Source organism: Streptomyces sp. NPDC024632, assembly GCF_055559175.1.
Genome location: NZ_JBVHLD010000012.1, coordinates 53073 through 77234, shown reverse-complemented (window position 1 = coordinate 77234; position 24162 = coordinate 53073). Strand labels below are relative to the sequence as shown.

General features: G+C 72.2%; 20 protein-coding genes. 10 read left to right on the top strand and 10 right to left on the bottom strand.

What is annotated here, in order from left to right:
- Positions 1 to 42 precede the first annotated feature (42 nt).
- Positions 43 to 1944: a Na+/H+ antiporter NhaA gene (gene nhaA / locus ACZ37P_RS24565; protein ID WP_467348622.1), complete on the bottom strand. Its 1902-nt coding sequence runs from the start codon at positions 1942 to 1944 to the stop codon at positions 43 to 45.
- A gap of 213 nt (positions 1945 to 2157) precedes the next feature.
- Here nhaA and ACZ37P_RS24560 point away from each other — a divergent pair, with 213 nt between their 5' ends.
- Entirely contained in the window at positions 2158 to 2391 is a 234-nt protein-coding gene (locus tag ACZ37P_RS24560; protein ID WP_188285579.1) for a hypothetical protein, read from the top strand.
- 26 nt (positions 2392 to 2417) lie between these two features.
- Positions 2418 to 3638 (top strand): flotillin family protein, encoded by a 1221-nt coding sequence (locus tag ACZ37P_RS24555; protein WP_401853732.1) that lies wholly within the window; start codon positions 2418 to 2420, stop codon positions 3636 to 3638.
- 179 nt (positions 3639 to 3817) lie between these two features.
- Here the strand turns inward: ACZ37P_RS24555 and paaK are convergent, their stop codons facing one another.
- On the bottom strand, positions 3818 to 5080 hold the full coding sequence (gene paaK / locus ACZ37P_RS24550; protein WP_355341323.1) for a phenylacetate--CoA ligase PaaK: 1263 nt from the start codon (positions 5078 to 5080) through the stop codon (positions 3818 to 3820).
- Positions 5081 to 5130: 50 nt separating this feature from the next.
- On the bottom strand, positions 5131 to 5520 hold the full coding sequence (gene paaI / locus ACZ37P_RS24545) for a hydroxyphenylacetyl-CoA thioesterase PaaI (RefSeq protein WP_402712128.1): 390 nt from the start codon (positions 5518 to 5520) through the stop codon (positions 5131 to 5133).
- Positions 5521 to 5911: 391 nt separating this feature from the next.
- On the opposite strand from paaI, the gene ACZ37P_RS24540 reads away from it, so the two are divergent.
- On the top strand, positions 5912 to 6271 hold the full coding sequence (locus ACZ37P_RS24540; protein ID WP_355340856.1) for a DUF6204 family protein: 360 nt from the start codon (positions 5912 to 5914) through the stop codon (positions 6269 to 6271).
- 36 nt (positions 6272 to 6307) lie between these two features.
- On the opposite strand, the gene ACZ37P_RS24535 is transcribed toward ACZ37P_RS24540, so the two are convergent.
- Positions 6308 to 7906, bottom strand: coding sequence for an MFS transporter (locus ACZ37P_RS24535; RefSeq protein WP_467348620.1), 1599 nt, complete (start codon positions 7904 to 7906; stop codon positions 6308 to 6310).
- 48 nt (positions 7907 to 7954) lie between these two features.
- On the opposite strand from ACZ37P_RS24535, the gene pdxR reads away from it, so the two are divergent.
- The 3 genes from pdxR (at position 7955) to ACZ37P_RS24520 (ending at position 12237) form a co-directional block, all read left to right on the top strand.
- Positions 7955 to 9367 carry a MocR-like pyridoxine biosynthesis transcription factor PdxR gene (gene pdxR, locus ACZ37P_RS24530; RefSeq protein ID WP_355340850.1) on the top strand — a complete coding sequence of 471 codons (1413 nt, stop codon included), beginning with the start codon at positions 7955 to 7957 and terminating at the stop codon, positions 9365 to 9367.
- Between the two features lie 228 nt (positions 9368 to 9595).
- The gene (locus tag ACZ37P_RS24525; RefSeq protein ID WP_391161896.1) at positions 9596 to 10858 is read left to right on the top strand and encodes a glycosyl hydrolase family 8; all 1263 of its coding nucleotides are present in this window, start codon (positions 9596 to 9598) and stop codon (positions 10856 to 10858) included.
- Positions 10855 to 12237, top strand: coding sequence for a discoidin domain-containing protein (locus ACZ37P_RS24520; RefSeq protein ID WP_467348617.1), 1383 nt, complete (start codon positions 10855 to 10857; stop codon positions 12235 to 12237). Before ACZ37P_RS24525 ends, ACZ37P_RS24520 begins: the two co-directional genes overlap by 4 nt.
- A gap of 7 nt (positions 12238 to 12244) precedes the next feature.
- Here the strand turns inward: ACZ37P_RS24520 and ACZ37P_RS24515 are convergent, their stop codons facing one another.
- From ACZ37P_RS24515 to ACZ37P_RS24505, 3 genes are all read right to left on the bottom strand, one after another.
- A complete protein-coding gene (locus tag ACZ37P_RS24515; protein WP_467348616.1) occupies positions 12245 to 13627 on the bottom strand; it encodes an MFS transporter in 1383 nt (460 codons plus the stop codon).
- A gap of 32 nt (positions 13628 to 13659) precedes the next feature.
- Positions 13660 to 14394, bottom strand: coding sequence for an ArsR/SmtB family transcription factor (locus ACZ37P_RS24510; RefSeq protein ID WP_467348614.1), 735 nt, complete (start codon positions 14392 to 14394; stop codon positions 13660 to 13662).
- Positions 14395 to 14616: 222 nt separating this feature from the next.
- A complete protein-coding gene (locus tag ACZ37P_RS24505) occupies positions 14617 to 16674 on the bottom strand; it encodes a protein kinase domain-containing protein (RefSeq protein ID WP_467348612.1) in 2058 nt (685 codons plus the stop codon).
- A gap of 192 nt (positions 16675 to 16866) precedes the next feature.
- Between ACZ37P_RS24505 and ACZ37P_RS24500 the strand changes: the two genes are divergently transcribed.
- The 4 genes from ACZ37P_RS24500 (at position 16867) to ACZ37P_RS24485 (ending at position 19868) form a co-directional block, all read left to right on the top strand.
- Positions 16867 to 18015, top strand: coding sequence for an inorganic phosphate transporter (locus tag ACZ37P_RS24500; RefSeq protein ID WP_467348610.1), 1149 nt, complete (start codon positions 16867 to 16869; stop codon positions 18013 to 18015).
- 53 nt (positions 18016 to 18068) lie between these two features.
- Positions 18069 to 18299 (top strand): hypothetical protein, encoded by a 231-nt coding sequence (locus tag ACZ37P_RS24495; protein ID WP_467348609.1) that lies wholly within the window; start codon positions 18069 to 18071, stop codon positions 18297 to 18299.
- A 67-nt stretch (positions 18300 to 18366) separates the two neighbouring features.
- Positions 18367 to 19263, top strand: a complete 897-nt coding sequence (gene ppk2 / locus ACZ37P_RS24490; RefSeq protein WP_355340826.1) for a polyphosphate kinase 2 — start codon at positions 18367 to 18369, stop codon at positions 19261 to 19263.
- A gap of 218 nt (positions 19264 to 19481) precedes the next feature.
- On the top strand, positions 19482 to 19868 hold the full coding sequence (locus ACZ37P_RS24485) for a hypothetical protein (protein WP_467348608.1): 387 nt from the start codon (positions 19482 to 19484) through the stop codon (positions 19866 to 19868).
- Positions 19869 to 20075: 207 nt separating this feature from the next.
- Here ACZ37P_RS24485 and ACZ37P_RS24480 read toward each other — a convergent pair whose 3' ends face one another.
- From ACZ37P_RS24480 to ACZ37P_RS24470, 3 genes are all read right to left on the bottom strand, one after another.
- Positions 20076 to 20933, bottom strand: coding sequence for an MmyB family transcriptional regulator (locus ACZ37P_RS24480; RefSeq protein WP_355340820.1), 858 nt, complete (start codon positions 20931 to 20933; stop codon positions 20076 to 20078).
- Between the two features lie 748 nt (positions 20934 to 21681).
- The gene (locus tag ACZ37P_RS24475; protein ID WP_355340817.1) at positions 21682 to 22746 is read right to left on the bottom strand and encodes a helix-turn-helix transcriptional regulator; all 1065 of its coding nucleotides are present in this window, start codon (positions 22744 to 22746) and stop codon (positions 21682 to 21684) included.
- A 201-nt stretch (positions 22747 to 22947) separates the two neighbouring features.
- Positions 22948 to 23979 (bottom strand): PP2C family protein-serine/threonine phosphatase, encoded by a 1032-nt coding sequence (locus ACZ37P_RS24470; RefSeq protein ID WP_467348789.1) that lies wholly within the window; start codon positions 23977 to 23979, stop codon positions 22948 to 22950.
- Between the last annotated feature and the right edge of the window lie 183 nt (positions 23980 to 24162).

Sequence of the window (24162 nt, the reverse complement as noted above, 5' to 3'; positions counted from 1 at the left end):
CCCCCGCGGACGCGGCGGCGTAGGCCCCGTCCGCGGGTCCCCCTACGCCTCCGCCCCGCCCTGCTCCACCAGCGCCCGCTCGCGCGCCGAGATCACCGCCGCGGACAGGCTGTCGATGTCGTACGCGCCATGGTGGCGACGGCCGTTGATGAAGAAGGTCGGGGTGCCCGACACCCCGCTCAGGTCGGCGGACTCCACGTCCTTCGCGATCCGCCGCGCGCCGTGCCGCTTGTGCAGCGACTCCTTGAACTGCGCCACGTCGAGCCCGATCTCCCGCGCGTGGTCCAGCAGATCGCGCACCTTGAGCGCGTCCTGCCGCTCGAAGAGCAGGTCCCGCATCTCCCAGAAGCGGCCCTGCTCGGCGGCGGCCTCCGACGCCTCCGCGGCGAGCTGGGCGTGCGGGTGCACGTCGTTGAGCGGCAGGTGCCGCCACACGTAGCGGACGCTGTCGCCGAAGTCGGCGAGCAGCTCGCGTACGACGGTCTCCGCCTGGCCGCAGAAGGGGCACTCGAAGTCGCCGTACTCCACGATCGTCACCGGCGCGTCCACCGGCCCGCGGACATGGTCGCGGGCCGGGTCGACGGGCTCGACGAGGTCCACGACGGACTCCGCGGTGCCCAGCAGGGCACGCGCCCTGCGCGTCTCCGGCAGCCGCCCGGCGACCAGCGCGACCACCGTCGTGCTGAGCATGGCGAAGACGACCGCGCTGAGCACGCCGATCTTCGCCTGCGCGAGCTGGTCCCCGTCGAAGGCCAGCGTCGCGATCAGCAGCGACACCGTGAAGCCGATACCCGCGATGGAACCGCCGCCCAGCACCGCCGCCCAGCCGACCGACGGCCGCATCCGGCCCCGGCTCAGCCTGGTGGCCAGCGCGGACGCGCCCACGATGCCGATCGGCTTGCCGAGCCCGTACGCCAGCAGGATGCCGAGCGTGATCGGCGAGGTGAAGGCGTCGGCCAGCAGCGAGCCGTTGATCTCGATCCCCGCGTTGGCCAGCGCGAACAGCGGCACGATCACATAACTGCTCCACGGGTGCCACAGCCGCTGGAGCCGGTCGTTGGGGGAGACCGCGGAGGCCAGGCCCAGCCGCGCCTCGCGCTCCAGCTCCGCGGTCGGCTGCTCGCGGAAGGACCGGAACAGCCCCGTCGCCCGCTCCAGCGCGTCCCGCGACGCCGGGTAGGCGAAGGAGAGCAGGCCCATGATCAGACCGACGACCAGCGGGTCCACCCCGGAATGCAGGAACGCCACCCAGGCGATCACTCCCAGCACCCCGTAGACCGCGCCGCGCCGCACACCGGCGCTGCGGACCGCGTACACCACCAGCAGGACGCCGATCCCGACGATCAGCGGCGTCCACGAGATGTGGTCGCTGTACGCCACCGCGATCACGCCGAGCGCCAGGAAGTCGTCCACGACGGCGACGGTCAGGATGAAGGTGTGCAGCCGTTCGGGGAACCGCGAGCCGAGCAGCGCCAGCATGCCCAGCGCGAAAGCCGTGTCGGTGGACATCGCGGTGCCCCAGCCGTGCACCGAGGACCGGCCCGCGTTCACCATGAGGTAGATCGCGATCGGTACGGCCATGCCGCTGATCCCGGCCAGCATGGGCAGCGGGATACGGCGCCGGTCGCGCAGCTCGCCCATATCGAACTCGCGCCGCGCCTCCAGGCCGACGACCAGGAAGAACAGCGTCATCAGCCCGCTGTTCACCCATTCCCGCAGGTCCAGGTCGAGCCCGTGGTCCCCGAAGCGGAAGGACAGGTGCGTCGCCCACGCCGACTCGTAGCCGCCGGGCGCGACATTCGCCCAGACCAGCGCCACCAGGGTGGCCGCGAGCAGCACGGCCGCGCTGCCCGTCTCGGTACGGATGTACGCCAACGCGGAGGCGGCCGTCGTACGGTCGCGCTCGGTCCTGCCTGACAAGGGCGCGGTGAAGCCCCGGAACATCCAGCCTCCCAGCAGAGGAACGGTCTTCCCACACCCTGGCACGAGCGGGACCCCGGTGGCGCGTCCAATCGCCATCCACGGATGAGCGGTACGGTGCGGCGTTCCGTATTTGGTACGGACCGGTGACGGACCGGAAGAGGCCGCTGGTGGGAGGATGAATGAGACGGAGATTCCAGGACCGGAACGGACACGAGAAGTGAGGGGCGGCCGGGAATGGCGCAGGACGAAGCCGTGATCGGTTGTACGGGGGAGCTGCTCATCGGCACGCGCGGCCTCGCCGGACCCGGTGAGGTCTACGTGCGGGTCAGAGGAGGCAGCGAGACCTTCCTCGCCTGGTCCGAGGAACCCCTGCCTAAGGGGGCGACCGTGCTGGTGGTGGACTCGCGTGGCACACGCCAGGTGGACGTCATCGAGTGGGCCGACCCGTTGGACGCGCTGGCCGACTGAGCCGGCGCACATGAAGGAGACAAAGGATGTTCGGTTACCGCGTTCCCGCGCCGGACGAGGCGATGTTGATCTCGGGCGGTCGGCGTGGACTGGGGGGTGCGCCGTTCCGTGTGGTCACCGGCCACGGAAAGTTCGTTCTGCCGGTCTTCCGCAAGACCCGGTTCATCACGCTCGCGATGTGCGAGGCGGAAGTCGCCGAGACCTGTGTGACCCGGCAGGGCATCGCGCTGACGGTGAAGGCCGTCATCGCGTTCAAGGTCGGCAACGACCACGAGAGCATTGTCAACGCCGGACAGCGTTTCCTGTCCGACCAGGACCAGATGTCGATTCTGACCGGCCGGATCTTCGCCGGTCACCTGCGGTCGATCATCGGCTCGATGACGGTCGAGGAGATCGTCACCGAGCGGCAGAAGCTGGCCTCCGAGGTGCTGGAGACCTCCAAGACGGAGATGGCGAAGATCGGCCTGAGCGTCGACTCGTTGCAGATCCAGTCCATCGACGACGGCGAGACCGGCTACATCGACGCCATGTCGGCGCCGCACAAGGCCGCCATCCAGCGGCAGGCGCAGATCGCGCAGGCCCAGGCCACGCAGGCGTCGGTGGAGGCGCAGCAGATCGCCGCCAGGAACCAGGCGGAGTACGCCCGGCAGACCGCCGTCGTTCAGGCCGAGTACTCGGCGCAGGTCGACCGCGCGCAGGCCGAGGCCGCGCAGGCGGGCCCGCTCGCCCAGGCGCACGCGCAGCAGGAAGTGCTCGCCGCGCAGACCGAACTGGCGCTGCGCGCGGCCGAGTTGCGTCAGCAGCAGCTCGTGGCGGAGATCGTCAAACCCGCTGAGGCGGAGGCCGAGCGGATCAGGGTGCTCGCCGTCGCCGACGCCGAGCGGATGCGCATCCAGGCCGCCGCGGCGGCCTCGCACGACCGGGTGGCGCTCGACCGCATGCTGATCGACCAGCTCCCGCTGATCGTGAAGGAGGCGGCCGGCGGTCTGGCCGGTGCCAATGTCAACGTGCTCAACGGCGCCGACGGGCTCAGCGAGATCGCGGCGGGCCTGGTCAGCCAGGGGCTGACGATTCTCGACTCGGTCCGCAACAACCTCAACGGCGGCGAGGGCGGCTCCGGTTCGGACTCGCACAGCTCGGACAACCTGCCCGCGCTGCGCGGTCTGACGCACCCGGGCGACGGCCGCAACGGCAAGGGGAAGGGCGGCAAGGGCACGTCGTCCGACGGCCCGATCGACATCGAGTAGGACGCGTACGGCCGCTCCGCGGGGGCGGCCGTACGGCGTGTGCGCACGGCACAGACGGGCGGACCTCCTGTACGGAGGTCCGCCCACCGCTTTTGCGGGTGAGGTGCGGGCCGGGGCTGGGGCTGGGGCCCGCGCCCTCAACCGTTCGTCCGCAGCCCTTCGCGCTCAGCCCTTCGCCCTCATTCTTTCGCCCGCAGGTCCTTGACCCGCTGGATCTTGCCGACCGAGCGCTCCAGCGTCTCCGGGTCCACGACCCGCACCTCGACGCTCACGCCCACACCGTCCTTGACGCCCTGCGCGATGGCCGCCGCGCCCGCGTCCCGCAGCTCCGTACCGGCCTCGGCCCTGGCCTCGGCGTAGACGGTCATGTGGTCCATCCGGCCGCGCCGGGTCAGCTCGATCCTGAAGTGCGGCGCGACACCGGGCGTCCGCAGCACGATCTCCTCGATCTGGCTCGGGAAGACATTCACCCCGCGCAGGATGATCATGTCGTCGCTGCGGCCGGTGACCTTCTCCATCCGGCGGAAGGCGGGCCGCGCGGTACCGGGCAGCAGCCGCGTCAGGTCGCGGGTGCGGTACCGGATCACCGGCAGCGCCTCCTTGGTGAGCGAGGTGAAGACCAGCTCACCGCTCTCGCCCTGCGGCATGACGTCGTCGGTCAGCGGGTCGACCACCTCCGGATAGAAGTGGTCCTCCCAGATGTGCAGACCGTCCTTGGTCTCCACGCACTCCTGCGCCACGCCGGGGCCGATCACCTCCGACAGGCCGTAGATGTCGACGGCGTCGATGGCGAAGCGCTCCTCGATCTCGCGGCGCATCTGCTCCGTCCACGGCTCCGCGCCGAAGATCCCCACCCGCAGCGAGGTGCCGCGCGGGTCGACGCCCTGCCGCTCGAACTCGTCGAGCAGCGTGAGCATGTACGACGGGGTGACCATGATGATCTCGGGCTCGAAGTCCTGGATGATCTGCACCTGACGGGCCGTCATGCCGCCGGACGCGGGGATGACCGTACAGCCCGCACGCTCCGCGCCGTAGTGCGCGCCCAGGCCCCCGGTGAACAGGCCGTATCCGTAGGCGACATGGACCTTGTCGCCGGGACGGCCGCCCGCCGCGCGGATCGAACGGGCCACCACGTCGGCCCACATCGACAGATCGCCCTCGGTGTAACCGACCACCGTGGGACGACCGGTGGTGCCGCTCGACGCGTGCACCCGGCGCACCTCGGACATCGGCACGGCGAACATCCCGAAGGGGTACGTGTCGCGCAGATCGGCCTTGGTGGTGAAGGGGAAGCGCGCCAGATCCTCCAGCGTCCGGCAGTCGGCGGGTACGACACCCGCCTCGTCGAACTTCCGCCGGTACAGCTCCACATGGGCATACGCGTGGCGCAACGTCGCCTGGAGCCGTGTGAGCTGAAGGTCCGTCAGCTCCGCGCGGGTCATCCGCTCCGCCGCGTCCGGGGTCTCCCGCGGGGTCGTCCCGCCCAGGTGGCTCACGAGGTCTCCTTCGCGTCGGCGCCGCGCAGCGTACGGCTCCGGCCGCGGAATTCGGCGATCAGCTCGTCGCCCCGCCGCACCTGTACGTCGTATATCCCGCTGCGGCCGAACCGCGCCCGCTCGCGGGCGGTGGCCAGCAGCGCGTCGCCCTCATGGGCCGGGGCGACGAAGTCGATGTCCGCCGCCGCGGCGACGGTCGCCGCCCCGTCGGTGTTGCAGGCACAGGCGAAGGCGGTGTCGGCCAGCAGGAAGAGATAGCCGCCGTGGGCGGTGCCGTGCCCGTTGACCATCGCGGCGGTGACGACCATCCGCACGACGGCGACGCCCTCACCGAGGTGCAGTAGCTCGATACCGAGCCCGTTCGACGCCCGGTCGGCCGAGAACATCGCCTGCGCCGCCGCGATCCCGGCCCCGTTTTCGGCCCCGTCCGTGGTCCCTCGCGCGGCCGCTCGCACCGCGTCCGGGGGCGGACCCGGTGCCGGTCCCGTGTCGAGCCTGGCGTCGCTGCCCTGAGTCACCGCTGCCCACCACCTTGTGGATGCACCGACCGACCATTCGGTTCGGGCGTATGACAGCTAAAAAATCAGCATCGGGAGTGCCTGTCAAGCACAAGGCGGGACGAGCGGCCGGCGGCGGTGGAGAGGGCGGCACCGGACGGCCGGGCGCCCGGTCTGCCCGGCCGCCGCGGTCGCTGCGGTCGTCGCGATCACCACGGCCGCCACGGTTCGCCGGGAAAACCGGTACGCCGATCGCCGACCGGCTGCCTACGATCCGGGGATGAGTACACGCACCTTCCGGATCACCGTCCGCGGCGCCTTCGACGCGCTCACCGCGGACCAGCGGACCGCACTCCTCGCGCGGGCGGCGGAGCACGACATCCTGCACGCCGCCTTCACCGCCGAGGGCACCCTGACCTACGACCTCGCGGCCCGCCCCTTCTTCACCTTCCGCTACCTGGACTCGGGCGAGGCGGAAGAGGACATCCTGGAGGCTACGGAGCGCGCCGAGGCCGCCGCCCGCGGCTGGCTGACCGAGCGCGGCTACGGCTGGAAGAACCTCACCTCGAACGCCGAGGACCTGTCGCAGGCCGCCCTCGGCAAGCGCCGCCGCCAGGCCGCGGCCCGCGGCGAGGGCTGACCGCCGGGGCGGGGTCGGCACCGCGACTCCGTAGGCTCACCGCGCGGCGACGGACGGGCGGCGCCGGTCGCCCAGGGCCGGTACGAGCGCGACGAGCATCAGGCCCGCGGTGAGCGTGAAGGCGAGCGGATAGCCCGTGGCGGCGGCCAGCGCGCCGTATCCGAGGGCGCCGAAACCCATCCCGGCGTCGTACGCGGAGTTCCACAGCGCGCTGACCGTGCCGTAGCCGGACTCCGGGACGCGCGCGTACATCAGGGCCAGCGTCGCGTTCTGGGCCATGCCGAAGCCGACGCCGAAGAGGGCGACGCCGGTGAGGACCGCGACCGCGCTGCCGGTGAGAGCGGTGAGCAGCAGCCCGGAAGCCGACAGCAGCAGGGCGGGCAGCACGAGGCGCTGCGAGCCGTGCCGGTCGCCGCTGCGTCCGGCGAACCAGTTGGCCGCGGTGGACGCGGCGGGCTGTACGAAGAGGGCCGCGGCGACCAGGCCGGTCGCGCCGGAGGGCACGGCGAGCGGCAGGAAGGTCACGATGATCCCTACGCCGAGCGCGGTGGTCGCGAAGACGGCGGTGGGCCTGGCCAGCGCGCCGGTACGGAATCCGGCCAGCACACCCACCGACGCCTTGTGCCCGTCCCCGGCCGGCGCGTGTCCCGGCAGGGCGGGAACGACCGCGACGGCGGCGAGCGCCAGCAGCCCACCGGCCACGCAGACGGCGGTGTATCCGACGTGCGCGGCGAACCACACTCCGAGCGGCAGCGCGATGAACGAGGGCACCCCCTCCATGGCGCCCGCGAGCGCGAGGCCCTCGCCCCGCCGCTCGGCGGGGATGAGCGTCGCGGTCAGCGCGCCGCCCGCGACGATGGTCAGGGCGAAGCCCACGCCCCGGACGAAGCAGACCGCCGCGATCCACGCCATGCCGTCCGACGCGGTCAGCACCAGGGCGGGCGCGCCGAGCAGCACGAGACCGGCCGCCAGCGCCCGCCGGTACCCGTACCGGGCGACGAGCCGAGGCGTGGCCAGCTCGCCGCAGACAGTGGCCAGCATCAGCGTCCCCGACGCCAGCCCCGCCCCGCCACTCGCGCCGGACCGCTCCGCGTACAGCGGCACCACCGACAACAGCAGAAAGAAGCTCGCCGACGCGCCGACGATCGTGGCGCAGCGCAACAGCAACTCCCGCGTCACCAGCGTCGGCCGCACGCCGCCCGACCCGGCCCCTGCCCCCGAGCCGGTCGCCGCCGGACCGCGAGCGGCCGACGAGCAGTCCCGTGCCTGCCCCGAGCCGCCCCCCTGGGCGGGACCCGAGTCCGCCCCCGCCTCCCGGCCTGAAGCGGGCTCCTGGGCGGAGCCCGAAGCCGGATTCGCCTCATTGCCGGAGCCGGGCTCCGGTCCTTGGCCCGTGGCGAGAGCCGTCTCCTCGCCCGAGCCGGGCCTCTCGGCGGGAGCCGAGGTCAGGCCCGCCTCCCGGTCCGAGCCGGGCCCCTGGGCAGGACCCGAGTCCAGGCGCGGATCTCGGTCCGAGGCCGAGGCGGGTTCCGGGGCCGGGGTCGGCTCACGGCAGGTGGCGGGCTCCGAGGGGTCGTCGGCATCTGGTTGCGCGGCGGGGTCGGCGGCGTCGGAGGCGCGCGTCGTGGTCGTCATGGCATTGACGCTAGGGGTGCGGCCGGTACCCGGGTAAGCTCCATTTTCATGCCACTGGAGTGGTCCGGTTTGTCGCCGGAACTGTTGCTTGTGATCGACCGGGACAGTACGGAACCGCTGCGGTCGCAGCTCGAACGCGGGGTGCGGGACACGATCAGATCCGGCCGGCTCCAGGTCGGCGAGCGACTGCCCTCCTCCCGGGAACTGGCCTCGGCCCTCGGCGTCTCGCGCGGCCTCGTCCAGGACTGCTACGCCCAGCTCCAGTCCGAGGGCTATCTGGTCACGCGGGTCGGCTCCGCGACCCGCGTCGCCGCCGGGGCCTGCGCGCCGCCCGCGCCGCAGCCGAGGAGGCCGCCCGCACCGCGCCTGCTCGCCGACTTCCAGGCGGGCGTCCCCGACCTGGCCGCGTTCCCCGTCGCCGACTGGCTGTGGGCGATGCGCGAGGCGGTCCGCGCCATGCCCGCCTCGGCCCTCGACTACGGCGACCCGCGCGGCCACGCGCTGCTGCGCGAGGTGGTGGCCGGATACCTGCGCCGGGTACGGGCCGCCGCGGCCGACCCGGAGCGGACCGTGATCTGCTCCGGGTACGCCCAGGGCCTCGCCCTGACCCTGCGCGCGCTCGCCCGGTCCGGCGTCCGCACTGTGGCGTACGAGGACCCCGGCTCCCACGCCGTGATCGGGCCGGCGGCCGCGGCGGCGGGCCTGACCGCCGTCCCCGTACCCGTCGACGAGCACGGCGTCGACGTGACCGCGCTGGAAGCGACCGGCGCCCGCGCGGTCGTCGTGACCCCGGCCCACCAGTGGCCGACCGGCGTGGTGCTGGCGCCCGAGCGGCGCCTGGCGCTGATCGAGTGGGCGGTGCGCAGGGACGCCGTGGTCGTCGAGGACGACTACGACGCCGAGTTCCGCTACGACCGCGAGCCGGTCGGCGCGCTCCAGGGCCTGGCCGCCGACCGGGTCGTCGCCATCGGCACCGTCAGCAAATCCCTGGTGCCCGCGCTGCGGATCGGCTGGCTGCTCTGTCCGCCCGCGCTCGTCGACGCGATCGTGGCCGACAAGCATCTCAGCGACCGCGGCTCACCCACCCTCGACCAACTGGCCCTGGCCCGGCTGATCGAATCGGGCCGCTTCGACCGCCATCTGCGGCGGATGCGCGGGACCTACGGGGCCCGGTGCGAAGCACTCAAGGCGGCGCTCGCCGCGCACGCGCCCGCCATCCGGCTCAGCGGCCTGGCCGCCGGTTTCCACGCCGTGGCGCACCTCGACGCCGCCGCGCGGCCCGGCGTCACCGAACACTCCGTCATCGCCGCCGCCCGTGGCCGCGCGGTCGGCCTCTACGGCATGAGCGCGTTCCGTTCGACGGGCGCGCAGTCTCCGGCCCAACTCGTCCTGGGATTCGGCAATGTGAACGAGCGCGCCGTCACGGAAGGGATCGCCGCGGTCGCCGACCTGCTCGCATGAGCCGGCGCCGGGCCGGTCGGCCGGGCCGAAGTCCGCGACGGCGTCACGTACCTGAATCCCGGTCAGGTCAAGGTCCGCGCCCGACCCCTTGACGCGCCGCGTCCGGAGCAACACTCTTACTCCTCAAGCAGGTTAGGAACCTTTCCTAACTATCGCGACGACCCTCTCCTGCCCGGTGCGCGCTCCCGTGCCCGGCGCCGTACCCCACAACCGACGAGGAGTTGGAAGATGCCACGACCCGTGAAGACGAGGACGAGGAGGCTGGCGGCCTGTACGGTCGCCGCCTGCGCGTCCTTCGGCCTGCTGGCGACCGCGGGCGGCGGAACGGCCGACGCCGCCACCGCCCCGGCGCACCCGTTCCCCGCGCACACCGCGTACAAGGTGGGCGTGCTGCCCTCCGCGACGCAGACCACCCGCGACGCGGCGGTGAAGAAGGCGTACGACTCCTGGAAGAGCGCCTACCTGGTCAAGGGCTGCGCCTCCAACGAGTACTACGTCTCGACCAAGGGCGACGACGACGCCCCGCACAACGGCACGGTCTCCGAGGCCCAGGGCTACGGCATGAACATCGTGCCCCTGATGGCCGGTTACGACAGCGACGCCAAGGCCGAGTTCGACGGCCTGTGGCAGCTCGTCAAGGACCACAAGGACGCCGACGGCCTCATGCAGTGGCAACTCGACGGCAAGACCTGCAAGTACACCGACAGCGGCACCCCGGACTCGGCCACCGACGGCGACCTCGACATCGGCTACGGCCTGATCCTCGCCGACAAGCAGTGGGGCGGCTACACAGCGGACGCCAAGGCGTGGCTCGCCTCCTTCTACGCCCACGACGTCGCGCCCGACGGCCACCTCAAGTGCGAGGACGACGGCCCCACCACGGACACCCGGCCGTCCGACATGATGCTCGACCATCTGCGCGCCTTCGCCGCCTACGACACCGCGCACGACTGGAACAAGGTCGTCACCCGCACCGAGGCCGTGATCAGCGAGTTCACCGCGGGCTACTCCTCGTCCGCCGGACTGCTCTCCGACTTCGTCGTCAACGCCAACACCACCAGCCCCAAGCCCGCCCCCGCCGACTACCAGGAGGACCAGCCGGACAACATCGTCGGCTACAACTCCCTGCGCGTGCCCTGGCACTTGGGCACCGACGCCCTGGTCAACGGCTCCTCGACCGCCGCCGTGGCCTACGGCGCGGCGAAGAAGGAGTCCGCCTGCCTGAAGTCGCTGTCCGGCGGCAACCCGGCCAAGGTCCAGCCGCACATCAAGCTCAACTGCGCCAACGGCAACGTCTCGGGCGACACCGAGGCGGAGGAGGCCGGGGACTCGGCCGGTCCCGCCGCCATGGCCTCGGGCGACCAGGCGTGGACCGACGCGATCTGGAAGCAGCTCGCCTCCAACCCCTTCGAGGACGCCTACTACGGCGAGACCATCAAGATGCTCGTGTACATCGTGATGGCGGGCGACTACTGGAGCCCGGCCGCATGAGCCGCCTGCGTACCCCGCGCGGCGCGGCCGTCCTGTGCGCCCTCGTCCTGGCCGTCATGGCCGCGCTCGTCGGCGCGACCCCGTACGCCTCGGCCGCCCCGAAGTCCCCCGCGGCGGCGGCCTCCACCGACCGGCAGGCGTTCCTCACCTTCTACGGCTGGTACGACAACACCCCGCCCGGCGGCGACATCTCCTACCCCGGCCTGCACGACACGGCCGGCGGCACCGGGACCTACGCCGACCCGATCACCTTCGCCTCGTCCACCAAGGAGATACCGGCGGGCACGCGGATCTGGGTGCCAAGGGTCGGCAAGTACTTCGTGATGGAGGACTCCTGCGAGGAGTGCGGCGCCGACTGGAGCGGCCACGGCCCCAACGGCGGCCCGAATCTGTACCACTTCGACCTCTGGCTCGGCGGCCAGGGCGGCAACGCCTTCGACGCCATCGACTGCGAGGACGCGCTGACCCACTACAACGACGACAGCACGCCGGTGCTCGAATCCGTCGTCGTGGACCCGCCGTCCAACGAGCCGTACGACGCCACGCCCGTCTTCAACACCAAGACCGGCGCCTGTTACGGCGGAGCCCGGCCGACCACCACCGTCGGCCAGTACAAGAACGTCTCCACCGGGCAGTGCCTGGACAATCCGGGGAACAGCTCGGCCAGCGGCACCAAGCTGGACACGGCGGCCTGCACCGGCTCCGCAGCGCAGGCGTTCACCTTCCACGGCGCCTTCCTGATCAGCAACAATCTCTGCGCGACCCTGTCCGGCTCGTCGATCACACTCAGGGCCTGCGACGGCGGCCCGAACCAGCAGTGGTCGGTCAACCCGAATCTCACCGTCTCCGACATCCAGACCGGGCAGAAGTGCTTCCGGGCGAGCGGCTCGACGCTCACCGCCGGAGGCTGCTCCGGGGCCGCGAGCCAGTGGAACTTCACCCCCTCCGGCGGCACGGGACCGCCACCGGGCGGCGGTGACACCCTGCTCTCGCAGGGCAGGTCCGCCACCGCCTCCTCCACCGAATCCACCGCCTACCCCGCGAGCAAGGCGGTCGACGGCGACCTCACCTCCACCCGCTGGGCCAGCAAGGAAGGCTCCGACCCGCAGTGGATCCGGGTCGACCTGGGCACGAGCGCGCACATCAGCCGGGTGAAGCTGAGCTGGGAGGCCGCCTACGCCAAGAGCTACACCGTCCAGACCTCCCCGGACGGCGCCGCCTGGACCACGGTCTACTCCACCACCGCGGGCAAGGGCGGCACCGAGGACCTGACCGGCCTCACCGGCACCGGCCGCTACGTCCGCGTCAACGGCACGGCGCGCGGTACGGCGTACGGCTATTCGCTCTACGAGGTCCAGGTGTACGGCGCCACGCCCTGACCCCCGGTCACGGCGCCACCTCCTGATCCTGCTCGTCTCGACGGCCCCGCCCGCGGCCGGCGGCCACCGCGCCGTCGGCCGCTGCCGTGTCCGCCACCTCCTCGCCGACCGCCGTGTCTGCCGTCCCTGCCGTGTCCTCGGCGTTCGTGATGTCCTCCGGGCGCTCGTCCTGGTCGATCGAACGGATGCCGGGCACCGGCGACGGCAGCAGCCACAGCACGGACAGCGCCCCGCCGACCGCCGCGACCAGCAGGGTCGTACGCAGCCCGAGGAAGGTCGCGAGCACGCCGCCGACGACCGCGCCGAGCGGACGGATGCCGTAGTTGACCGTGGCGTACGCGCCGGAGACCCGGCTGCGCATCCCGTCGGGGATCACGGACGCCTGAAGGGAGTTGAGGTTGACGTCGAAGAGCATGACACCGAGGCCGGAAAGGAACTCGGTGCCGGTCAGCGCCACGGCGCCGACCCACGGCGGCCCGTCGGCGACCGCCACCAGTGCGGTCGGCGCGGGGAAGAGCACCGCGCCGATCGCGATGCTGCGCCCCATCCCGATCCACCGCGAGATCCGCGGCGCCAGGACCGCGCCGAGCAGCGCGCCCGTGGAACCGATGCCGAAGGCCAGGCCGATGAAGCCGGCCGACAGACCGAGGCTCCTGGTGGCGAAGAGCACCATCAGACCGCTGCCGGAGACGAAGGTGAAGAAGTTGATGGTGGTCGAGGTGCCGAGCCCGGCCCGCAGCACCGGGTGCCGTACGACGAACGCCAGCCCCTCCTTCGCCCGCCGCAGCAGCGGCGCGTCCCGCGCGCCCGCGGCGACCGGCGGCTCGTCGATCCTGATCCGCCCGATCAGCACGGCCGAGGCGAGGAAGGACAGCGCGTCGACCACGACGGCCACCGGCGCGGTCAGCGCCTGCACGAGCGCGCCGCCCACGGCAGGACCCGCGACATACGACGCGGACCGGCTCGCGCTGAGCTTGCTGTTCGCGTCCACATACGACGAGCGCGGCACGAGGTGGGCGAAGAACGGGGGATAGGAGGTGTTGAACAGCACCTCGGCGGCGCCGATCAGCAGCGCCACCGCGTAGAGCTGACCGAGCGTCACCGCCCCCGCCAGGTACGCGACGGGCAGCGACAGCAGCACCCCGGCGCGGATCAGATCCGCGGCCACCATCAGGCCGCGCTTGCGGGCCTGGTGGTCGACCCACGCGCCCAGGACGATCGCCAGCAGATTCGGTGTCCAGATCAGCGCGGTCAGCCACGCCACCTGGTTGGCGGAGGCGTGCAGCGCGCTCACCGCGATCAGCGGCAGGGCAAGTTCGCTGATCCGGTCGCCGAACTGCGAGACGCTCTGGCCGGCCCAGAAGCGGACGAAGCGGCGGTCGCGTGCCACGGATATCGGGGGCGGCCGCGTCGCTGCGCCGGTCACCGGGTGCCGCCCCCGTCGCCGTCGTCGTCCTTACGCGCGGCCGTACGCGTACCGGTATCCGTATACGAGTCCGCGCCCGATTCCGTGCCCGGTGCGCGGCCCTGTGCCTCAACCTCAGCCGGACCTTCACCCTCACCTTGAGGTTCACCTTCAGGGAGCGTGTAGCGCAGCAGGCGTACGGAGCGGGCGGTGGCCGGGCGGTCCGCCGCGTCCCGCGTCACATAGGGCGCGAGCACGCGCTCGATCCCGTCCTCGATGGCGGCGGCCTCCTCGGGTGTGACCATGACGCGCGTGTTGGCGAGCCCCGAGAGCCGCCGCCACGCGGGATCGAGGCCGGGCTCCACGGTGGCCGCCCAGCGGGCCGGCAGATCGGCGGAGCGCAGGAACATCTCACGCGAGAGCAACCGCGCCGCCGAGCGGCCCTCCTCGTCCCCGTCGTCCTCCGGCACCTCGAAGCGGAAGCCGCGCGCGACCGCCTGCCACCGCCGCTCACGCCGGTCCCGTCGCCCGTCGCCCCCGGCGTCCGGATCGGGGTCCGCGTCCCGGACGAGCCCGAAGCCCGCGAGATGGCGCAGATGCCAGCTCGTCACCGAAGGGGTCGCCCCGACGCGGGGTGCGAGCACGGTGGCCGTCGCGGGCCCGTTGCGTTGCAGATGCTCCAGGATCGCCAACCGCACCGGATGCGCGAGCGCGCGCATCGCCTTGGGGTCGGTGATCTCGATGTCTCCCAAACGGTTACCCGGTTCCATGGCGTGAGAGTGTCCTCTCACAATGTATGAGAGTCAACTCTCAGACTTTTCGCGCTGCTTGTGGCGGCGCGCGGCGAGGTCCGCCGCGCGGTGGACATGCCGGGGCAGGGGGACGCCGAATCAGGGCGCCGCCGGGGCGTCGCGTACGGCGGTGGCGACCGTGCTCGTCGCCGTATCGGTCGGACCGGTCGCCCGACCCCGGGCTCAGCCGCCGCCCTTGACCGCCCAGGCGGGGTGCCCTTCCGTGGCCGCGTCGGTGCTGAGCCGCCGTTCGCCGGTGCCGTCGGCGCGGACCGCCCAGATCTCGGGAGTGGCGAGCGGGCCGCGGACGAAGGCCACCCACGCGCCGTCGGGAGACCAGTCGGGGTCCATCTCGTGGGCCGGGGTGGCGGCCAGCGGCCGGTCGCCGGTGCCGTCGGTGCCGACGAGGCGGATGTCGCCCTGCGTGCCCTTGCCGTAGTCGCCCGAGGTGTAGGCGAAGACCTTGCCGTCGGGGGACCAGACCGGGTCGAGGGCGGGCCGGGGCAAGTCGGTGATCCGCTGCGGGGCGGCGCCCGGCGTCGTCGGATCGACCATGTTGATCTGCCAGTTGCCCGTCCCCTTCTCGACGCAGATCGCGATACGGGTGCCGTCCGGTGACCAGGAAGGGTCCTCGATACGGGTGCTGCCGGTGGTCATCTGCTGGGCGGAGCCGTCCGCGACGTCCACGACGTAGAGCTGCTGGACGCCGCCGGTCTTGCGCAGCACGGCCAGTTTGCCGCCGTCGGGAGACCAGGAGACCCGGCCGCCCGAGGTCTCGGCGATTCGCTTGGCGCCGGTGCCGTCGGCGCCGACCGTCCACACCGAGGTGTCCTGGGCGGTCCTGCGGGTGAAGGCGACGGTCTTGCGGTCGGGCGACCACTTGGGGAGGAAGTCGCACGGGCTGCCCGACGCGAGCCGCTTGAGGCGGTCGGTCGTGCTGTCGCGCAGCGCGATGTAGGAGTGGCAGGTGGCGGGCCAGCCGGGGGCGGTGTCCACCCGGACCAGCAGCGGCACATCGGGGAACGGCGCCGGGGTCGGCGGCGCCGACGAGGCGGTCGTGGTGTGCCCGCCCGAGGGAGCGCCCGCGTTGTCGTCCTTCGCGGAGCCGGACGTCCACGGATGCCAGACCAGCGCCCCCGCGACGGCGGCCACCACGACAAGACCCACGGCCGCGGTCCCCTTGCGCCGGTCGCGCGGCGGCCCCGACGGCGGACCGAAACCGGGCGTCGGGGTGGGCGTGGGCGTCGGCGGGCCGCCGTATCCCTGCCCCGGACCGTACGGGGACGCGAGCGGCGACGGCGAACTCCCCGCCGGGGGCCCCGCGTAGGAGGCGGTCGGCGCGGACGCGGCGGCGGGCCCGGCGGCGTGGGGCGGGGGCGGGGGCGTCGAGACCGCGGGCGGTACGGCCTGCGGCTCCACCCGCGTCAGCAGCGCCGTCGCCTCGGCGGGCAGCCAGTCGCCGTCCTCCGGGTGACGTACCGTCAGCCTGCTCAGGAACTCCGAAGGGGTGGGCCGCGCGGCGGCCTCCTTCGACAGACACGCGGCCACCAGCGCGCGCAGTTCGTCAGGTACCGCCCTGAGGTCCGGCGACTCGTGAACGACCCGGTAGTGCCGGGCCGCTGACGGACCGTCACCGAAGGGCGCGCCTCCCGCCGCCTGGCTGAGCACCACGCCCAGCGCGAACATGTCGACCGCCGCGCTGACCTGACCGCCGGTCAGCTGCTCGGGCGCGAGAAAGCCGGGGGTGCCGATCTGGAGCCCGGTCTGGGTGAGCGCCGTGCCGTCGAGGGCGCGGGCGATGCCGAAGTCGATGACGCGCGGGCCGTCCTCGGCCACGATGATGTTCGCGGGCTTGAAGTCGCGGTGGATCACCCCCGCCCGGTGGATCGCCTCCAGCGCCTCCGCCAGCCCGGCCGCCAGCACCGTGAGGGTGTCCGTCGGCAGCGCGCCGACATCGGCGAGCACGTCCGCCAGCGTGGGCCCCGGCACGAACGCCGTGACCAGCCAGGCCGGTTCGCCGTGCGGATCGGCGTCCACCACGGGCGCGGTGTGGAAGCCGCCGACCCGGCGCGCCGCCGCCACCTCGTCGGCGAAGCGGCGCCGGAATCCCGGCTCGGTGCTCAACTCGGGGCGTACGACCTTGACCGCCACCGCCCGGCCGGACCGCGACCGGCCGAAGTACACCACACCCATTCCGCCTTGGCCGAGCCGGCCGGCCAGCCGGTATCTGCCTTCGCCCACGGAAGTGGGATCACCCGCTTCGAGCGGCTTCATGGTTCCCCCCATTCGCACCGTCCGCGCGGTGACGGGATCTCCATACCGCCCCGCACGGGACCAGTCAAGCACCGCCCGGCGCGGGTCCGCCCACTCCTTCACTCCGGTCCTTCACCCGCCCTTCCCCGTGCGTACGCCGGGGGCTGCTTCCCTGGGCACATGGACCACATCACATTCCTTGTGGCACTGGTCATCGTCACGGCCCTGGCCTTCGACTTCACCAACGGTTTCCACGACACCGCCAACGCGATGGCCACGTCCATCGCCACGGGAGCGCTGCGGCCGAAGGTCGCCGTCCTGCTCAGCGGCGTGCTGAACCTGGCGGGCGCCTTCCTGTCGACGGAAGTCGCGAAGACGATCTCCGGCGGCATCGTCGACGACGCGCTGGTGACTCCCGGCATGATCTTCGCGGGCCTGGTGGGCGCCGTCCTGTGGAATCTCATGACCTGGCTGCTCGGACTGCCGTCCAGTTCCTCGCACGCGCTCTTCGGCGGCCTGATCGGCGCCGTGTGGGTCGGTGCGGGCCGGCACGGCGTCCACTTCGGCAAGGTCGTCGAGAAGATCCTCATCCCCGCCGTGGCCTCGCCGGTCGTGGCCGGCCTCGCGGCGCTCGCCGCGACGTACCTCGCCTACCGGCTCACCGGCCGGGCCCGTAAGGACACCGTCTCCAAGGGCTTCAGGATCGGCCAGATCGCCTCCGCCTCGCTGGTCTCGCTGGCGCACGGCACCAACGACGCGCAGAAGACGATGGGCGTCATCACCCTCGCGCTGATCTCCTGCGGAGCGCTCGGCCACGACGCCGGTCCGCCCGTCTGGGTGATCCTCGCCGCCGGACTGGCCATCGCGCTCGGCACGTACCTGGGCGGCTGGCGGATCATCCGCACCATGGGCAAGGGCCTGGTCGACATCGAGTCGCCGCAGGGCTTCGCCGCGGAGTCGGCGTCCACCGCGGTCATCCTGTCCTCCGCGAATCTGGGCTTCGCCCTGTCCACCACGCAGGTCTGCTCCGGCGGCATCCTCGGCGCGGGCATGGGACGCAGGCTCGCCGAGGTCCGCTGGGGCACCGCGGGCCGGATGGCGCTCGCCTGGCTGGTGACGCTGCCCTCGGCCGCGGCGGTCGGCGCGGTGGCCGCGAGCGTCGTCGTGCACGGCGGCACGCCGGGTGTCGTGGTGATCGCGCTGATCGCCGTCGCGGTGGCGGGCGGCATCGTCGTCCTCTCGCGCCGCAACCCGGTCCACGCCGACAATGTGAACCACGGCCACACCACCTCCGTCCGTCCCGCCGCGCCCGCCGGCGCGGGCGTCTGAGCGGCGACGCCACCGGAATCACCGGCATCATCGGGGAAAAGGGGAACAGCAGTATGAGTGTGGACTGGAACGCGCTGGGCGAGGTGGCCGCGGTGAGCTTCGGCGTCACCGTCGGCGTGGTCGTGGTCTTCGCGGTCGGGGTGCTCGCGCTCTCCGCCCGCGACACCGTACGGGCGTCGGGCGGCAGCGGCGCGGGACAGTTCGCGGGCGCAGGGGCGTGTTTCCTGGCGTGCGCGTGCGCGGTGCTCTACGGGCTGTATCTGATCATTCCGCAGTTCCACTGAGGCCACCCGCGGTGGCTGAGGACCACCGGGTCCACTGACGGTTCCACCGGCGAAGGGCGGGCGAGCGATGAGCGCAGGCACCGACGGCTCCGCACTCCTTGCGGGCATGCATGTCGACTACACCGACCAGGACGACCCGGTCCTGGTCAGGGCGGACGGCAGCGTCGTCGACACCTGGCGGGAGAACTACCCGTACGACACGCGGATGGAGCGGCCCGAGTACGAACTGCACAAGCGGCTCCAGCAGATCGAACTGCTGAAACTCCAGAGCTGGGTGAAGGAGACCGGCCAGCGGCTGGTCATCGTCTTCGAGGGCCGGGACGCCGCGGGCAAGGGCGGCACCATCAAACGGTTCATCGAGCACCTGAACCCGCGCGGCGCACGGGTGATTGCCCTGGAGAAGCCGACCGAGCGCGAGAGCGGGCAGTGGTACTTCCAGCGGTACGTCGCCCACCTGCCGACCGCGGGCGAGATCGTGATGTTCGACCGCTCCTGGTACAACCGGGCGGGCGTCGAGCGGGTCATGGGTTTCTGCTCGGACGACGAGTACCACCGCTTCATGCGGCAGGCCCCGGCCTTCGAACGGATGCTGGTGGACGACGGCATCCACCTGGTGAAGTTCTGGTTCTCGGTCTCGCGCGACGAGCAGCGCACCCGGTTCACCATCCGGCAGGTCGACCCGGTGCGGCAGTGGAAGCTCAGCCCGATGGACCTCGCCTCACTCGACCGCTGGGACGACTACACCGCCGCCAAGGTGGCGATGTTCCGTGAGACGGACACCGCCTACGCGCCATGGACGGTGGTCAAGAGCAACGACAAGAAGCGGGCGCGCGTCGAGGCCATGCGCAGCGTCCTCGCCCGCTTCGACTACGCGGACAGGGACGACGAGGTGGTCGGTACGCCCGACCCGCGCATCGTCGGCTCCGCGGCCACGCTGCTGGAGCGCGGTGAGGACACGCTCTGAAGCGCGGTGAGGAGACCGTCTGGATGCGGGCGCGGGTCCGGGGGCGGGCACGGACGCACGTACTGGCACTGGCACCGGCACGGCTGCGGACGCGGGTCCGGAGCCCGGCGGTTCCTGACCGGAATCCCGTGCCCGCCCCGGCGCGTCACTCTCCGGTGAAGTGGCGACAGGCTCCTACGATGTGACGAAATGTCAGAGTTCACCCCGTAGGAGCCTTCATGCTTCGCTTCTCGCGAGCCTGTGCCACCGGTTTCACCGCCCTCACGCTGTTGACCGCCCCCGTGGCCCAGGCCGTCGCGGCGGACAGCGTCGCCGTGGCACCCGCCGTCGCCCGACCCGCCATCACCGCCAAGGCGACGGTCAGCGCGATCAACGCATGGCAGCAGTTCCGGATCTACGGCGCGACCAAGAACATCAAGGTCGGCACGCGGGTGACGCTCCAGCAGATGCAGGGCAAGCGCTGGGTCTCGCTGCCCGCGTCGATGAACACCAACCACGACGCCACGTACAACCTGCGGGTCAAGCTGGGCATCAAGGGCCTCAACAACCTGCGCATCGTCGGCGGTGGCGGGATCTCCAACGTCGTCAAGGTCACGATCCGCTGACGCGGCGAACAGCGCGAACAGCGCGCAAGCCGCTCACGGCGCGCACGGCGTCAACAGCGCGAGCACCGCGTCAGCCGTGAGGACCGCGACAGCCGTAAGGCGTCGCGAGGCGTTCGGCCGCGGGTACGGAAGATGCGCTCCGGGTCCGCGGCCGTGCTCCCGCCGATGCCGCCGTTCCCGTCGCTCGCGCCGCTCTCGTCACCGATGTCACGCGGCGGTCGGCGGCAGCGACACCAGCGGTTCGTGGGCGATCACGGTCGCCTCGACGGGTGTCGGCAGCAAGGTCACCATCCGCACACGGGGGTTGTGGGCGGGGGAGGAGACCAGGGTGCGTACGCGGTACGGGGCACGGCCGCCCGGCGGGATCAGCAGCCGGACCTGACCGTCGTTGTGCAGCGCCATCCGTCCGCCCCGGCCGACCGTCTGCCACAACACGCCCAGCTCCGGGTCGAGTTGCAGCTCCGCGACGATACGCCGCAGCTCCGGCTCTTCGCTGATCCCCGCCTCCAGCCTGAGCTGCCGCAGGTACGGCACCGCCCAACTCGCCTGCCAGTCCCCGCACAGGCGTCGCGCGTAGGGCGAGAAGAGGATGAAGCGCAGCAGATTCGCCGGCGGCCGCTGGCCCTCGGGCTCGAACAGGCCGCGCCAGGCCGCGTTGTCCTCGTGGATCCGCCACGTGCTGTCGAGAACGAGCGCGGGCACCTGGAGCGCGCGCAGGTACAGCCGCCAGCCGCTCATCGCCTCCAGGTCCGGCTGCGCCGGGCCGGTCGGCGCGAAGCCGCCGGTCACGATGAACCACAACTCGTCGCGCTGGTACGGGTCGAGGCCGAGGGTGCTCGCGAGGCTGTCCAGCCGGTGGACCGGCACCGGCCGGCCGCCGCCCTCCCAGTCCTGGTACAGCCGCGGCGAGATGTCCATCCGGTGCGCCACCGCCTGCTGGCTCAGCCCGGCGGGGCGGTGTCCCGTGTGCCCGCTGCCCGGCTCCGGCGGCCCCGCGTAATCCTTGCGGGCCTGCCGCAGAAACCCGCGGATGAGCGGGGTGGTGCTGTTCGAGCCGCGCGTCATGACCGTTCCCCCCGGATGCTCGGCCCGCGCCCGGACTGACCAGTGGCGTGCCCAGCCGCAGAATGCGCTTACCAGTCGATCGTGTTCGCTGGACGCATGGGGTGTCAACCGACTTGGCCGGCCCCCACCACCTGCGCAAACCCGTCCTCAGCGGTCGAATCCCGCCCTGCGTCAGTGGTCGGTCGCCGTCCGTGGCAACGCCGTTGACCTGCGACGACGTACCGACCAGTGGCAGTTGGCAAGCGCGCTCGCTACACCGCCGCCACCGTTGTCCAGTTGGGTCGCTGTCTCCTTTTGGACACCTCAGGTGGCCTGCGCGAAGCCGTTCACCGGGCATTACGTACTCGGGGGTTCGTAGCCAGCGGTTGTCGGGTGGGCAAAGATCGAGGTGTGGTCGGGTACGGCGCCGAAGGTGACTTCGGCCGGTGCGCGGCCTCGGGGGGAACGGCATGCCGTCGGCTCCGGGAGGGCTCGTGAACGTTCAGGCGTAGCGAGGGAGTTGTCGGCAGGCCGATCACCATCACGCGGAGATCCCGCGTGCGCACCACCCGCCGCGGGCGACCGCCGGACCGCCGCGGCGACACGACTTCCGGCCCGTGGATCCCCCGAATGTCCGCGGGCCGGGGCTGCCGGAGGCGGCACTCCACCTGGTGTGGAGGCCGCCGAAGGCAGTCGGCGGGGGCACCACCTGGGCCTGGTGGCGCCCCCGCTGGTACGTCACGGCCGTCAACGGGTGACCCTGGGCCGGTCAGTTCAGCGGGTAGACCTTCATCAGGGCCGGGTCGCGGGCGAGTTTGAGACCCGCCTCGAAGCGGCTTGAGGCATTGAGGCGGTCCATCAGTTTGGCGACCGCGCGCTGGACCGTGCGGCGGTGCACGCCCATCTTCCGGGCGATCTGGTCGTCGCTCAGCCCGCTCGCCATCAGCCGGATGACCGTGCGCTCCTGGTCGTTGACCTCCGGGCCCTCGGCGGGCGCGGGCGGCGCGGCGAGGACGACGGGGGAGGCGCGCAGCCAGTAGTCCTCGTACAGCGCGGTGTAGCCCTTCAGGAGGGCGGAGCCGCGGATCAACAGCATGGACTCGCCCGGCCGTTCGGGGTCGCCGGGCACGCACGCGGTGTGCCGGTCGAAGAGCAGGATGTCGAAGGGCGAGTGCTCCAGGAGCCGCACCTCGACGCCGATGTCGAGCAACCGGTGCAGATACCAGGTGTACTTGGGGGAGCGCAGCAGCGACTCGGGGTAGATCACCCGGACCCGGATGCCGCGCGAGGTCAGCTTCGCGTCCTCGTCGAGCGACGCCTCCAGCGCCTCGGCCGGGGGCATCGGACCGGGGTGCATCGAGTCGCAGGCGTCCAGGACGGCGGCGTTCAGGTCCCGCACCGTACGCGTCCTGCGCTTGCGGTCGCCGAGCCGCTCCACCGCGACATCGGCCGAGTCACGGGCGACGGCCGGGCGGAAGACGGTCATCAGGGACTCGGTGACCCGGCGCAACGAGTGCGCGTCCCGCAGTTGCCTGGCGGTGTTCTCGTTGTAGGTGTCCATCGCGTGCGCCATGGCCGCGTCCGGGTCGACCGGTTCGACGACCGCGCCCACGATCCGGATCAGGCCCAGCTCGTCCAGCCGCCGCCAGCCGCCCGCGGATTCCGCGGCGTCCAGACCGGCCGCCTCCGCGACCTCCGCGATCCGTCCCTCGCCCATGTCGCGCAGGGTCCGGTAGAGCGTGAGCGCCGCCGCCTCGTCGCGCTGGAGGTGCGCCGCGGACACGGCCGGGTGGTCCGGCGGGACCGGTCCGCCTCTGGACGCGCGCAGCGTCACCGGGATCTCCTCCAACCGCGATCGGCAAACGGTGCGTGCCTCCGCCCGCGTGTACGGCTCGACACTCTATGACGCGACACCGGTGTTCGCAGGGGTGTTCGGGTGGGGTCGGTCGCTCATTGCGGACAACCCGTCACGGACCGCACGGCGAGGCATCCGCACATTGCGAACCCTTTACCCGCGCCGGTGTCGTCCGGGCCTTCAGTCGCCGTCGAAGGCGGCGAACGCCGGTCCGGGGTCGCGGAAGCGCAGCAGCAGCATCGCCGCGTCGTCGTGCAGCGGCCCCTCCGTGTGCTGCACCAGATCGGTCCGCAGCGCCTCCAACGCGGCTTCCGGATCAGGGTCCTTGAGGAAGTGCGCGCGCTGCCCCAGCGGATAGAAGGCGCCGGTGTGGTCGCGGGCCTCGGTGACACCGTCGGTGTAGAGCAGCATCTGGTCGCCGGGTCCGAAGGGGACGGCGAACGGCTCGGGAGCGTCACCGCCGTGCACGCCGAGCCCCAGCGGCATCGCGTACTGCGGCGGCTCGGGGAAGCACGCGCCGCCGTCCTGGCGCAGCACCATCGGCGCGGGATGGCCGAAGTTGAGGAGGGTCGCGCCGCGCTCCTCGCTGATCTCGGCGATGATCGCGGTGACGAATTTCTCGCCGCTCAGCGCCCGGTCGGCGGCCCGCTGCACCCGCTCGCCGACGCCCGTCAGGTCCCGTTCGTCGTGCGCGGCCTCACGGAAGGCGCCGAGCACCACGGCGGCGGTCTCCACCGCTTCGAGGCCCTTGCCCTGCACATCGCCGATGATCACCCGCACGCCGACCGGCGACGCGACGACCTCGTACAGATCGCCGCCTATGCGCGCCTCGGCGACGGCGGAGGTGTACGACACGGCCGTGCGCAGGTGGCCCGCGCTGCGCGGTACGGGGCGCAGCAGGACGCGCTGGGCGACCTCCGCGATCGACCGTACGTTGGCGAATTCGGTCTCGCGGCGCTGGCGCATCACGGCGGCGATCACTCCGGCGACCGTCACGCCGATCACCGAGGCGAGGGCGCTGAAACCGCGCCGCTCCTCGAACAGGCCGTCGTAGACGCCCAAGGCGCACACGAGCGCGACGGCCAGGGCCCCGACCAGGGCGGTCCGCCGCCAGCCGCCGACCAGACCGGAGAAGGCGGGGCCGAGCGAGACCAGCGGCAGCAGGCCGACACTGGTCCCGACGCTCACGTCCACCACGGCGACCACGGCCATGAACACGTACGGCAGCGCGGTGAGCACCGGCGGTGTCCGCCCGGCGACCGACACCTGCGGCGAGAGGTCGGGGTGGGGCGTCGGGAGGCGGCGGCCGAAGGATATTCGTCGTGTCACGGCCACCTCCCTCTCCCCGGCTCAGGCTAGGCAGATGATCCGGGGCCGGAGGAACACACCCTACTC

Coding starts and splice junctions, on each gene's coding strand:
- ACZ37P_RS24540 (WP_355340856.1), top strand. CDS start 5,912: ATGAGTACACGCACCTTCCGGATCACCGTCCGCGGCGCCTTCGACGCG.
- ACZ37P_RS24535 (WP_467348620.1), bottom strand. CDS start 7,906: ATGACGACCACGACGCGCGCCTCCGACGCCGCCGACCCCGCCGCGCAA.
- ACZ37P_RS24495 (WP_467348609.1), top strand. CDS start 18,069: ATGAGTGTGGACTGGAACGCGCTGGGCGAGGTGGCCGCGGTGAGCTTC.
- paaK (WP_355341323.1), bottom strand. CDS start 5,080: ATGACCCGCGCGGAGCTGACGGACCTTCAGCTCACACGGCTCCAGGCG.
- ACZ37P_RS24525 (WP_391161896.1), top strand. CDS start 9,596: ATGCCACGACCCGTGAAGACGAGGACGAGGAGGCTGGCGGCCTGTACG.
- ACZ37P_RS24485 (WP_467348608.1), top strand. CDS start 19,482: ATGCTTCGCTTCTCGCGAGCCTGTGCCACCGGTTTCACCGCCCTCACG.
- ACZ37P_RS24555 (WP_401853732.1), top strand. CDS start 2,418: ATGTTCGGTTACCGCGTTCCCGCGCCGGACGAGGCGATGTTGATCTCG.
- ACZ37P_RS24480 (WP_355340820.1), bottom strand. CDS start 20,933: ATGACGCGCGGCTCGAACAGCACCACCCCGCTCATCCGCGGGTTTCTG.
- ACZ37P_RS24470 (WP_467348789.1), bottom strand. CDS start 23,979: ATGGCCGTGGTCGCCGTGGTGGACGTGAGCGTCGGGACCAGTGTCGGC.
- paaI (WP_402712128.1), bottom strand. CDS start 5,520: ATGTTCTCGGCCGACCGGGCGTCGAACGGGCTCGGTATCGAGCTACTG.
- ACZ37P_RS24500 (WP_467348610.1), top strand. CDS start 16,867: ATGGACCACATCACATTCCTTGTGGCACTGGTCATCGTCACGGCCCTG.
- ACZ37P_RS24560 (WP_188285579.1), top strand. CDS start 2,158: ATGGCGCAGGACGAAGCCGTGATCGGTTGTACGGGGGAGCTGCTCATC.
- ACZ37P_RS24520 (WP_467348617.1), top strand. CDS start 10,855: ATGAGCCGCCTGCGTACCCCGCGCGGCGCGGCCGTCCTGTGCGCCCTC.
- pdxR (WP_355340850.1), top strand. CDS start 7,955: ATGCCACTGGAGTGGTCCGGTTTGTCGCCGGAACTGTTGCTTGTGATC.
- ppk2 (WP_355340826.1), top strand. CDS start 18,367: ATGAGCGCAGGCACCGACGGCTCCGCACTCCTTGCGGGCATGCATGTC.
- nhaA (WP_467348622.1), bottom strand. CDS start 1,944: ATGTTCCGGGGCTTCACCGCGCCCTTGTCAGGCAGGACCGAGCGCGAC.